This is a genomic window from Enterobacter cloacae complex sp. P17RS (genome assembly GCF_014895885.1).
Classification (GTDB): domain Bacteria; phylum Pseudomonadota; class Gammaproteobacteria; order Enterobacterales; family Enterobacteriaceae; genus Enterobacter; species Enterobacter bugandensis.
In genome coordinates this window covers 35,049-47,655 of sequence record NZ_JADBQK010000033.1, presented here as the reverse complement: position 1 = coordinate 47,655, position 12,607 = coordinate 35,049, and the positions used below count along the sequence as shown (strand labels likewise).

General features: G+C 57.7%; 7 protein-coding genes. 6 read left to right on the top strand and 1 reads right to left on the bottom strand.

Going from position 1 to position 12,607, the window contains the following annotated elements; translation table 11 throughout:
- Positions 1 to 153: 153 nt before the first annotated feature.
- The 4 genes from metA (at position 154) to aceK (ending at position 6,105) form a co-directional block, all read left to right on the top strand.
- Positions 154 to 1,083 carry a homoserine O-succinyltransferase gene (metA, locus tag IM265_RS21065; protein ID WP_048957448.1) on the top strand — a complete coding sequence of 310 codons (930 nt, stop codon included), beginning with the start codon at positions 154 to 156 and terminating at the stop codon, positions 1,081 to 1,083.
- 270 nt (positions 1,084 to 1,353) lie between these two features.
- Complete coding sequence (aceB, locus tag IM265_RS21060) at positions 1,354 to 2,955, top strand: malate synthase A (protein ID WP_063943936.1); 1,602 nt, start codon at positions 1,354 to 1,356, stop codon at positions 2,953 to 2,955.
- Positions 2,956 to 2,986: 31 nt separating this feature from the next.
- On the top strand, positions 2,987 to 4,291 hold the full coding sequence (gene aceA, locus IM265_RS21055; protein ID WP_028015114.1) for an isocitrate lyase: 1,305 nt from the start codon (positions 2,987 to 2,989) through the stop codon (positions 4,289 to 4,291).
- A 50-nt stretch (positions 4,292 to 4,341) separates the two neighbouring features.
- Positions 4,342 to 6,105, top strand: coding sequence for a bifunctional isocitrate dehydrogenase kinase/phosphatase (aceK, locus tag IM265_RS21050; protein WP_193032161.1), 1,764 nt, complete (start codon positions 4,342 to 4,344; stop codon positions 6,103 to 6,105).
- Here the strand turns inward: aceK and iclR are convergent.
- Complete coding sequence (gene iclR, locus IM265_RS21045) at positions 6,059 to 6,886, bottom strand: glyoxylate bypass operon transcriptional repressor IclR (RefSeq protein ID WP_072201792.1); 828 nt, start codon at positions 6,884 to 6,886, stop codon at positions 6,059 to 6,061. The genes aceK and iclR overlap by 47 nt on opposite strands.
- Positions 6,887 to 7,079: 193 nt before the next feature.
- Between iclR and metH the strand changes: the two genes are divergently transcribed.
- Both metH and IM265_RS21035 read left to right on the top strand, forming a co-directional pair.
- Positions 7,080 to 10,763, top strand: coding sequence for a methionine synthase (metH, locus tag IM265_RS21040; protein WP_193032163.1), 3,684 nt, complete (start codon positions 7,080 to 7,082; stop codon positions 10,761 to 10,763).
- Positions 10,764 to 10,876: 113 nt separating this feature from the next.
- On the top strand, positions 10,877 to 12,508 hold the full coding sequence (locus IM265_RS21035) for a Na/Pi cotransporter family protein (protein ID WP_041911578.1): 1,632 nt from the start codon (positions 10,877 to 10,879) through the stop codon (positions 12,506 to 12,508).
- Positions 12,509 to 12,607 lie beyond the last annotated feature (99 nt).

Here is a 12,607-nt window from a genome sequence, read left to right as displayed (position 1 = left end):
CGTAAGGTGCGGGGTTTTTTACTTTTGTTTTTCTTCCTCTCCCTGAAACTTTCTCACCTTCGACTTGCAGGCTCGACATTCATACCATTTCTGGGTATCGTTAGCTGTCTGGATGTCTAAACGTTTATACGTATATTGTGAGGAAGTAAGGTTATGCCGATTCGGGTGCAGGACGAGCTACCAGCCGTCAATTTCTTACGTGAAGAGAACGTCTTCGTGATGACGGCTTCACGCGCGACAGGTCAGGAAATTCGCCCGCTGAAGGTTCTCATCCTCAACCTGATGCCGAAAAAGATTGAGACGGAGAATCAGTTTCTGCGTCTGCTGTCGAACTCCCCGCTGCAGGTCGATATTCAACTGCTGCGTATTGATGCCCGCGAGTCACGTAACACGCCCTCTGAGCATCTGAATAACTTCTACTGTAACTTCGAAGATATTCGGGGGGAAAACTTCGACGGACTGATTGTGACAGGCGCGCCGCTCGGTCTGGTTGAATTTAACGATGTTGCTTACTGGCCGCAGATCAAACAGGTGCTGGAGTGGGCAAAAGATCACGTCACGTCAACGCTGTTTGTCTGCTGGGCGGTACAGGCCGCACTCAACATTCTCTACGGTATTCCCAAGCAAACCCGCACTCAAAAGCTCTCCGGCGTATACGAACACCACATTCTTCATCCACACGCGCTGCTGACGCGTGGTTTTGATGACACCTTCCTGGCCCCGCATTCTCGCTACGCCGATTTTCCGGCCCAGCTGATTCGTGATTACACCGATCTGGAGATCCTGGCCGAAACGGAAGACGGGGATGCCTACCTGTTTGCCAGTAAAGACAAACGTATCGCGTTCGTTACCGGCCATCCTGAGTATGATCCCGATACTCTCGCATCAGAGTATTTCCGTGATGTCGAAGCGGGTCTTAATCCGGATATCCCGTACAACTATTTCCCGAAAAACGATCCGCAAAACAAACCAGGAGCCACCTGGCGCAGCCACGGAAATCTGCTGTTCACTAACTGGCTCAACTATTACGTCTACCAGATTACGCCGTACGATCTTCGCCACATGAATCCGACGCTGGAGTAATCGTCTGCATTAAACGATCCTAAAGCGTTTCAGCTATTCAGATCAGGCACCTTCGGGTGCCTTTTTTATTTACGAAATCCCGTTCAACATACCAGGAAACTTTAACTCTATATTAATCATCATGTTGCGTTGTAATTAAAATTAAAATGGAAATTGTTTTTGATTTTGGAAAAATTACAGATAGTCTTAATTCTGCTGAGCGAAAACTACACAACGATCTTTCGTTCGCATTGGGGGCGTGATTTTGGATCTTTGATGAGGAGCAGAACGATGACTCAACAGGCAACCACGGTCGATGAATTGACCTTTACCCAGCCGAATGGTGAGCAAGAACAGCAGGTTTTGACGGCCGAAGCGGTAGAGTTTCTGACTGAGCTGGTGACCCGCTTTACGCCGCAGCGCAATAAGCTGCTGGCGGCACGCATTCACCAACAGCAGGAAATCGATAACGGCAAGTTGCCAGGATTTATTTCGGAAACTGCTTCCATTCGTCGTGGTGAGTGGAAAATCCGCGGCATTCCTGAAGATTTACAGGATCGTCGCGTTGAGATCACTGGTCCGGTAGAGCGCAAAATGGTGATCAACGCCATGAACGCCAACGTTAAAGTCTTTATGGCCGATTTTGAAGACTCGCTGGCCCCGGACTGGAACAAAGTTATCGACGGGCAGATCAACCTGCGCGATGCCGTCAACGGCACCATCAGCTACACCAACGAAGCCGGGAAAATCTACCAGCTCAAACCGAATCCGGCGGTGCTGATCTGTCGCGTACGAGGTCTGCACCTGCCAGAAAAACATGTCACATGGCGTGGAGAAGCCATTCCGGGCAGCCTGTTTGATTTCGCACTTTATTTCTTCCATAACTACACAAACCTGCTGGCAAAAGGTAGCGGTCCCTATTTCTATCTGCCAAAAACGCAGGCCTGGCAGGAAGCCGCCTGGTGGAGCGAAGTATTTAGCTACGCGGAAGATCGCTTCAACCTGCCGCGCGGCACGATCAAGGCCACGCTGCTGATTGAAACGCTGCCCGCCGTGTTCCAGATGAATGAAATTCTGCATGCCCTGCGCGACCACATTGTCGGCCTGAACTGCGGACGCTGGGACTATATTTTCAGCTACATCAAAACCCTGAAAAACTATCCCGATCGCGTACTGCCGGACCGCCAGGTCGTGACCATGGATAAACCCTTCCTGAGCGCCTATTCGCGTCTGCTGATTAAAACCTGCCACAAGCGCGGTGCCTTTGCGATGGGCGGCATGGCGGCCTTTATTCCGAGCAAAGACGCGGAGCGCAATAATCAGGTGCTCAACAAGGTGAAAGCCGATAAAGAGCTGGAAGCCCGTAACGGTCACGACGGCACGTGGATTGCCCATCCGGGCCTGGCCGATACGGCGATGGAGGTCTTCAATCGCGTACTCGGCGATAACAAAAATCAGCTGTTTGTCACGCGCGAAGAAGATGCCCCAACGGCTGAAGAACAGCTGCTGGCACCGTGCGCGGGCGAGCGAACGGAAGAGGGGATGCGTGCCAATATTCGCGTCGCGGTCCAGTACATCGAAGCGTGGATCTCCGGCAACGGCTGCGTGCCTATCTACGGCCTGATGGAAGATGCTGCCACGGCGGAAATTTCGCGCACCTCTATCTGGCAGTGGATCCACCATCAAAAAACGCTCAGCAACGGCAAGCCGGTCACCAAAGCCCTGTTCCGTCAGATGCTGGCCGAAGAGATGCGGGTCATCCAGGACGAGCTGGGCGAACACCGCTTCAGCAGCGGACGCTTTGACGACGCAGCGCGCCTCATGGAGCAAATCACCACATCAGATGACTTAATCGACTTCCTGACCCTGCCGGGCTACCGCTTCCTGGCGTAACTCACCACATAACAATATGGAGCATCTGCACATGAAAACCCGTACCCAACAAATCGAAGAATTAAAGAAAGAGTGGACTCAACCGCGCTGGGAAGGCATCCGCCGTCCTTACAGCGCGGAGGACGTGGTGAAATTACGCGGCTCGGTCAACCCGGAATGCACGCTGGCACAGAACGGTGCGGCGAAAATGTGGAAGCTGCTGCACGGTGGCTCCAAAAAGGGTTATATCAACAGCCTCGGTGCGCTGACCGGCGGTCAGGCATTGCAGCAGGCGAAGGCCGGCATAGAAGCCATTTACCTTTCCGGCTGGCAGGTCGCGGCGGACGCCAACCTGGCCTCCAGCATGTATCCGGATCAATCTCTTTATCCGGCCAACTCGGTACCGTCGGTGGTGGATCGGATCAACAATACCTTCCGCCGCGCGGATCAGATCCAGTGGGCCGCAGGCATTGAGCCCAACGATCCGCGTTTTATTGATTACTTCCTGCCGATCGTGGCGGATGCGGAAGCGGGCTTCGGCGGCGTGCTGAACGCCTTCGAACTGATGAAATCGATGATTGAGGCCGGTGCAGCGGCCGTTCACTTTGAAGACCAACTGGCGTCGGTGAAGAAGTGCGGGCATATGGGCGGAAAAGTTCTCGTCCCGACCCAGGAAGCGATTCAGAAGCTGGTTGCCGCGCGTCTGGCTGCTGACGTGCTCGGCGTGCCGACGCTGGTGATTGCCCGTACCGATGCGGATGCGGCAGACCTGATCACCTCTGACTGCGATCCGTACGACAGCGAATTTATTACCGGCGAGCGCACCAGCGAGGGGTTCTATCGCACGCATGCCGGTATCGAACAGGCCATCAGCCGCGGTTTGGCATATGCCCCTTACGCCGACCTGGTCTGGTGTGAAACGTCCACGCCGGATCTGGCGCTGGCGAAGCGCTTTGCCGATGCGATTCATGCGAAATACCCGGGCAAACTGCTGGCCTACAACTGTTCGCCGTCCTTCAACTGGCAGAAAAAGCTGGATGACAAAACCATCGCCAGCTTCCAGCAGCAGCTGTCGGATATGGGCTACAAGTACCAGTTCATCACCCTGGCAGGCATCCACAGCATGTGGTTCAACATGTTCGACCTGGCGCACGCTTACGCGCAGGGGGAGGGCATGAAGCACTACGTTGAGAAGGTGCAGCAGCCGGAGTTTGCCGCAGGTAAAGACGGCTATACCTTTGTTTCTCACCAGCAGGAAGTGGGTACGGGCTACTTTGATAACGTGACGACCATCATCCAGGGAGGCGCCTCATCCGTTACCGCCTTAACGGGGTCAACCGAAGAAGCACAGTTCTAAACTTTTCCCCCTCTCCCCTCCGGGGAGAGGGACGGGGTGAGGGGGAATATATGTCGCGTGGCCTGGAATTGCTGATTGCCCAAACCATACTGCAGGGCTTTGATGCCCAGTATGGTCGTTTTCTGGAAGTGACCTCCGGCGCGCAGCAGCGCTTCGAACATGCAGACTGGCATGCGGTTCAGCAGGCCATGAAGCAGCGTATTCATCTCTATGACCACCATGTGGGTCTGGTGGTGGAGCAGCTGCGCTGTATTACCGACGGTAAAAGCCCGGACGCGGCATTTTTACTGCGCGTGAAAGAGCATTACACCCATCTGTTACCCGACTACCCTCGCTTCGAGATTGCGGAGAGCTTTTTCAACTCCGTCTATTGCCGGTTATTTGACCACCGCTCATTATCTCCTGAGCGGTTATTTATCTTCAGCTCCCAGCCTGAGCGCCGCTTCCGTACCATTCCGCGTCCGCTGGCGAAAGATTTCTTTCCCGATCGCGGGTGGGAAAAGCTCCTGCATCGCATCTTAACGGATTTGCCGCTGCGCCTGCCGTGGGAGAACAAGCTCCGGGATATCGGCTATATCCATGCGCATCTTCGTGAAACCTATGGCGAGGAAGTGCTCAGCCGCAGCCATGTGCAGGTGGCCAACGAGCTGTTCTACCGGAATAAGGCCGCCTGGCTGGTGGGCAAACTGGTTACGCCGACGGCCATTGTGCCGTTTCTGTTGCCCATTCACCGTACCGACGACGGCGAACTGTTTGTCGATACCTGCCTGACCACCAGCGCCGAGGCCAGCATCGTATTTGGCTTCGCCCGCTCCTATTTCATGGTGTACGCCCCGCTGCCTGCCGCCCTGGTGGAGTGGCTGCGCGAGATCCTGCCGGGCAAAACCACCGCCGAGCTGTATATGGCGATTGGCTGTCAGAAGCATGCCAAAACGGAAAGTTATCGGGAGTATCTGCGCTATGTCACCGCGGCGGATGAGCAGTTTATCGAAGCGCCAGGTATCCGCGGCATGGTGATGCTGGTCTTCACGCTGCCGGGCTTCGACCGGGTCTTTAAGGTGATAAAAGACAAATTCGCCCCGCAGAAAGAGATGACCGCCGCCCACGTCCGCGCCTGCTATCAGCTGGTAAAAGAGCACGATCGCGTCGGGCGAATGGCCGATACCCAGGAGTTTGAAAACTTTGTGCTGGATAAGCAGCAGATCGATCCGGCGCTCATGTCGCTGTTAATGCAGGAAGCGCCGACGAAAATCACCGATCTGGGCGATAAAATAGCGATTAGCCATCTCTACATTGAGCGCCGTATGGTGCCGCTCAATATCTGGCTGGAACAGTCAGAGGGCCAGGCATTACGTGATGCCATCGAAGAGTACGGCAACGCCATCCGCCAGCTCGCCGCCGCCAATATCTTCCCTGGCGATATGCTGTTTAAAAACTTCGGCGTCACCCGGCACGGGCGGGTGGTGTTCTACGATTACGATGAAATTTGCTACATGACCGAGGTGAACTTCCGCGATATCCCGCCGCCCCGTTACCCGGAGGATGAGCTCTCCAGCGAGCCGTGGTACAGCGTTTCGCCGGGCGATGTGTTTCCCGAGGAGTTTCGCCACTGGCTGTGTGCGGATCCACGCATCGGGCCGTTATTTGAAGAAATGCATGAAGATCTGTTCCACGCCAGCTACTGGCGCGGGCTACAAACGCGGATCAAAAATGGGCACGTGGAGGATGTGTACGCTTACCGCCGCAAGCAGCGGTTTTGTGTGCGGTTTAACGAATCCCACCATACGCCAGCGTCACCTCTTTCGCGGCCTTAATCACCAGTGCGCCCAGCTCGGTCACCCGGTCGTCGGTCATACGTGAGATGGGGCCAGAGATGGAGATCGCAGCAAACGGCTCGCGATGTTCGTCGAAAATACAGGACGCGAGGCAGCGCAGCCCCAGCGCATGTTCTTCGTCATCAAACGAATAGCCGCGCTTGCGGGTCAACGCCAGATCTTCTTTCAGATGCACCGGCGACACCAGCGTGGCGTGGGTGTAGGCGTGCAGCCCTTTTCGGTGCAGCAGCCCGGTCACCTGCTCTTCGCTCAGTTGCGAGAGAAACGCTTTCCCCGCCCCGGATGCGTGCATCGGCAGCTTGCCGCCAATCGGCGCGGACATGCGCATCAACTGCGTGCACTGCACCTGGTCGATGATAATCGCCTGGTGGTCGCTCTGGTCGAGCACCGCAAGGTTCACCGTCTCGCCGGACTCCTCCATCAGCTTGCGCAGGATCGGGTGCACAATCGCCAGCAGGTTACGGCTCTGAAGGAAGCTGCTGCCCACGATAAACGCATGCGCGCCCACCGCCCAGTGCCCCAGCTCGCCGACCTGGCGGACAAAGCCCAGCTGCTGCATGGTGGTCAGCAGGCGGTGCGTGGTGGAGTTCGGCAGACCAGCCTGCTGGGCCAGCTCCGTCAGGGCCACGCTACCGTGCGACTCGGCTATCCACTCCAGCAGCTTCAGACCGCGCGTCAGGGATTGAACCTGTCCGCCGGGTTGTGCAGCGGCGGTGGCGGCAGGTTTTCTGCCGCGTTTGGCGGGAACGGTCGCGACCATGACGATCTCCTTTTTCTGTATCGTGGAAATCATTTTCGTTTTATTTGGTGAATTTGCAACCGCTTTCCTGACTGATCGGAGGAGTGATGGTGAACATGTCTCATGTTACCGCGGCGTGACTTTTCCACCCTGCGAGATTGTGCCAGTATGGAACGCAGCCTTTTGGCCTTGTTGAGCGTTGTCGGGAGCAAGTGTGAGCAGCAAAGTAGAGCAACTGCGTGCGCAGTTAAATGAACGAATTCTGGTGCTGGACGGCGGCATGGGCACCATGATCCAGAGCTATCGTCTGAGCGAAGACGATTTCCGCGGCGAGCGCTTCGCCGACTGGCCCTGCGACCTGAAAGGGAACAACGACCTGCTGGTGTTGAGCAAACCGTCCGTCATCAGGGATATCCACAGCGCCTACTTTGAAGCGGGTGCGGATATTGTAGAAACCAACACCTTCAACTCGACAACCATCGCCATGGCGGATTACCAGATGGAATCCCTGTCGGCGGAGATCAACTATGAGGCGGCCAGGCTCGCCCGCGCCTGTGCCGACGAGTGGACGGCCCGCACGCCGGACAAGCCGCGCTACGTTGCCGGGGTGCTGGGCCCGACCAACCGCACCGCGTCGATTTCACCGGACGTCAACGACCCGGCGTTTCGTAATATCACCTTTGACCAGCTGGTTACGGCGTATCGTGAATCGACCAAAGCGCTGGTGGAAGGTGGCTCCGACCTGATCCTGATTGAAACGGTGTTCGATACCCTCAACGCCAAAGCCGCGATATACGCGGTGAAAGAGGAGTTTGAGGCGCTGGGCGTTGACCTGCCGATTATGATCTCCGGCACCATCACCGACGCCTCCGGCCGCACCCTGTCCGGCCAGACAACCGAAGCGTTTTATAACTCCCTGCGCCACGCCGACGCGCTCTCCTTCGGCCTGAACTGCGCGCTGGGACCAGACGAACTGCGTCAGTACGTGCAGGAGCTTTCGCGCATCGCCGAATGCTACGTTACCGCGCATCCGAACGCCGGTCTGCCGAACGCGTTTGGCGAGTACGATCTGGATGCTGACACCATGGCGGCGCAAATCCGCGAGTGGGCCGAGTCAGGCTTCCTGAACATCGTCGGCGGCTGCTGCGGCACCACGCCGGAGCACATCGCCGCCATGAGCCGCGCCGTGGACGGGCTGCCGCCGCGCAAGCTGCCCGAGCTGCCGGTTGCCTGTCGCCTTTCCGGCCTGGAGCCGTTGACCATCGGCGACGACAGCCTGTTTGTGAACGTGGGTGAACGTACCAACGTTACCGGTTCCGCTAAATTCAAGCGCCTGATCAAAGAAGAGAAGTACAGCGAAGCGCTGGACGTCGCCCGCCAGCAGGTGGAAAGCGGGGCGCAGATTATCGATATCAACATGGACGAGGGGATGCTTGACGCCGAAGCGGCGATGGTGCGTTTCCTCAACCTGATTGCCGGTGAGCCGGATATCGCCCGCGTGCCGATCATGATTGACTCCTCCAAGTGGGAGGTCATCGAAAAAGGGCTGAAGTGCATTCAGGGCAAAGGCATCGTTAACTCCATCTCGATGAAAGAGGGCGTGGATATCTTTATCCACCACGCGAAGATGGTGCGCCGCTACGGTGCGGCCGTGGTGGTGATGGCCTTCGATGAGGTGGGCCAGGCCGACACCCGCGAGCGCAAAATTGAGATATGCCGCCGCGCGTACAAAATTCTGACCGAAGAGGTGGGCTTCCCGCCGGAAGACATTATTTTCGACCCGAACATCTTTGCCGTCGCGACCGGCATCGAAGAGCACAACAACTACGCCCAGGACTTTATCGGCGCGTGTGAAGACATCAAGCGCGAGCTGCCGCATGCGCTGATCTCCGGCGGCGTGTCGAACGTCTCGTTCTCGTTCCGCGGTAACGACCCGGTGCGTGAGGCGATCCACGCCGTGTTCCTCTACTACGCCATCCGCAATGGGATGGACATGGGTATCGTCAACGCCGGACAGCTGGCGATTTACGACGATCTGCCTGCTGAACTGCGCGATGCCGTAGAGGACGTGATCCTCAACCGTCGCGACGACGCCACCGAGCGCATGCTCGACCTGGCGGAAAAATACCGCGGCAGTAAATCGGATGAATCGGCCAATGTTCAGCAGGCCGAGTGGCGTTCCTGGGACGTGAAAAAGCGTCTGGAATACTCGCTGGTGAAAGGGATTACCGAGTTCATTGAGCAGGACACCGAGGAGGCGCGTCAGCAGGCAGCCCGCCCGATTGAGGTGATCGAAGGGCCGCTGATGGACGGCATGAACGTGGTTGGCGATCTGTTCGGCGAGGGCAAGATGTTCCTGCCGCAGGTGGTGAAATCCGCTCGCGTCATGAAGCAGGCAGTGGCTTATCTTGAACCCTTCATCGAAGCCAGCAAAGAGAAGGGCTCCAGCAACGGTAAAATGGTTATCGCCACCGTGAAGGGCGACGTGCACGACATCGGCAAAAACATTGTTGGCGTGGTGTTGCAGTGTAATAACTACGAAATTATCGACCTTGGCGTGATGGTTCCGGCGGATAAAATCCTCAAGACCGCGCGCGAAGTGAACGCCGATCTGATTGGCCTCTCCGGCCTGATTACGCCGTCGCTCGACGAAATGGTCAACGTGGCAAAAGAGATGGAGCGTCAGGGCTTCACCATTCCGCTGCTGATTGGCGGGGCGACCACCTCGAAAGCGCACACGGCAGTGAAGATCGAGCAGAACTACAGCGGACCGACGGTTTACGTGCAGAACGCCTCGCGCACGGTGGGCGTGGTTTCCGCACTGCTCTCCGAGACTCAGCGCGACGATTTTGTGGCGCGCACTCGCCAGGAGTACGAAACCGTTCGCGTGCAGCACGGGCGCAAAAAACCGCGCACGCCGCCGGTAACGCTCGCCGCCGCACGCGATAACGACCTGGCCTTTGACTGGACAAGCTATACGCCGCCGGTCGCGCATCGTCTGGGCGTGCAGGACGTGACGGCCAGCATCGAGACGCTGCGCAACTACATTGACTGGACGCCGTTCTTTATGACCTGGTCGCTGGCGGGCAAGTATCCGCGCATCCTGGAAGACGAGGTGGTAGGCGAAGAGGCGAAACGCCTGTTTAAAGATGCCAACGACATGCTCGACAGGCTGAGCGCAGAGAAAGCCCTCAACCCGCGCGGCGTGGTGGGGCTGTTCCCGGCGAACCGCGTGGGTGACGACGTGGAAATCTACCGCGATGAAACCCGCACCCACGTGCTGGCCGTGAGCCATCACCTGCGGCAGCAAACCGAAAAAGTGGGCTTTGCCAACTACTGCCTGGCGGATTTCGTTGCGCCGAAGCTGAGCGGGAAAGCTGACTATATCGGCGCCTTTGCGGTAACCGGCGGTCTGGAAGAAGACGCCCTGGCGGACGCGTTTGAAGCGCAACACGATGATTACAATAAGATCATGGTGAAAGCGATTGCCGACCGCCTGGCGGAAGCCTTTGCTGAATACCTGCACGAACGCGTACGTAAGGTGTACTGGGGTTACGCGGCGAATGAGAACCTCAGCAACGAGGAGCTGATCCGCGAAAACTACCAGGGGATTCGTCCGGCGCCGGGCTATCCGGCCTGTCCGGAACACACCGAAAAAGGCACTATCTGGAAACTTCTGGACGTGGAAGCGCATACCGGCATGAAGCTCACCGAGTCGTTCGCCATGTGGCCGGGCGCGTCCGTGTCGGGCTGGTACTTCAGTCATCCGGACAGCAAGTACTTCGCCGTGGCGCAGCTGCAGCGCGATCAGATCGAAGATTACGCCCTGCGCAAAGGCATGAGCGTGTCTGAGGTCGAGCGCTGGCTGGCACCGAATTTAGGCTACGACGCGGACTAACGTCACTTTTCCTTACAACAAACAGGGCACCTCAACGGTGCCCTGTCTCTTTCTTACGTTTAAACCCTTATACTTAATCATAAAATCTATAACGATAAGGAGAACCCACTTCCGTGCTGACGTTGTTACATCTGCTTTCGGCAGTCGCACTGCTCGTATGGGGCACCCATATTGTCCGCACCGGCGTGATGCGTGTGTTCGGCGCGCGCTTACGTACCGTCCTCAGCGGCAGCGTTGAGAAGAAGCCGCTCGCCTTCTGCGCGGGGATTGGCGTCACGGCGCTGGTGCAAAGCAGCAATGCCACCACCATGCTCGTCACCTCGTTCGTGGCGCAGGATCTGGTCGCGCTCGCCCCGGCGCTGGTGATCGTGCTGGGTGCTGACGTCGGTACCGCGCTGATGGCGCGTATCCTGACGTTCGATCTCTCCTGGCTGTCGCCGCTGCTGATTTTCATCGGTGTGATCTTTTTCCTTGGCCGCAAGCAGACCCGGGCCGGGCAGCTTGGCCGCGTGGGCATTGGCCTCGGGCTGATTCTGCTGGCGCTGGAACTGATTGTGCAGGCGGTGACGCCTATCACCCAGGCGAACGGCGTGCAGGTCATCTTCGCCTCTCTGACCGGTGACATCATGCTGGATGCGCTGATCGGGGCAGTGTTTGCCATCATCAGTTACTCCAGCCTGGCCGCCGTGCTGCTGACGGCCACGCTCACCGCCGCGGGCGCAATCTCCTTCCCGGTGGCGCTGTGTCTGGTGATCGGCGCTAACCTCGGCTCTGGCCTGCTGGCGATGCTCAACAACAGCGCGGCCAATGCTGCCGCCCGCCGCGTGGCGCTGGGGAGTTTGCTGTTTAAGCTGGTGGGTAGCCTGATTATTCTGCCGTTTGTCCATCCGCTGGCAAACCTGATGGACAACCTCCCGCTGCCGAAAGCAGAGCTGGTGATCTACTTCCACGTCTTCTATAACCTGGTGCGCTGTCTGGCTATGGTGCCGTTTGCCGCGCCGATGGCCCGCTTCTGCGAGCGTCTTATCCGTGATGAACCGGAGCTGGACGCGCGCCTTAAGCCGAAGCATCTGGATACCTCCGTGCTGGACACCCCCGCGCTGGCCATCGCCAACGCCGCCCGCGAAACGCTGCGCATGGGCGACGCGATGGAAACCATGCTCGAAGGGCTGAAAAAGGTGATGCACGGCGAGCCGCGCGAGGAGAAGGAGCTGCGCAGGCTGGCGGATGACATCAACGTGCTTTATACCGCCATCAAGCTCTATCTGGCGCGTATCCCGCAGGACGAGCTGGCGGAAGAGGAGTCGCGCCGCTGGGCTGAAATCATTGAGATGTCGCTTAACCTTGAGCAGGCCTCGGACATCGTTGAGCGTATGGGCAGCGAAATCGCGGACAAATCCCTGGCCGCGCGTCGGGCGTTCTCCGTGGAAGGGCTGAAGGAGCTGGAAGCGCTGCACGAAAAGCTGGTGAGCAACCTGAAGCTGGCGATGTCGGTGTTCTTCTCCAGCGACGTACCGAGCGCGCGCCGCCTGCGCCGCAACAAGCATCGTTTCCGCATCCTCAACCGCCGCTACTCGCACGCCCACGTTGAGCGCCTGCATCAGCAGAACGTGCAGAGTATCGAGACCAGCTCACTCCATCTGGGGCTGCTGGGAGATATGAAGCGTCTTAACTCGCTGTTCTGCGCAGTGGCGTATAGCGTGATGGAACAGCCGGATGAAGACGACGAGCGGGATGAGTATTAATCTCTGAAAGCGCCTCGCAGATCCTCTCCATGAGGCGTGACCAAACTCTACTGAAAACGTAACGTCACGCCACAGGTCATAAGCAGACCTGTGGCGTGA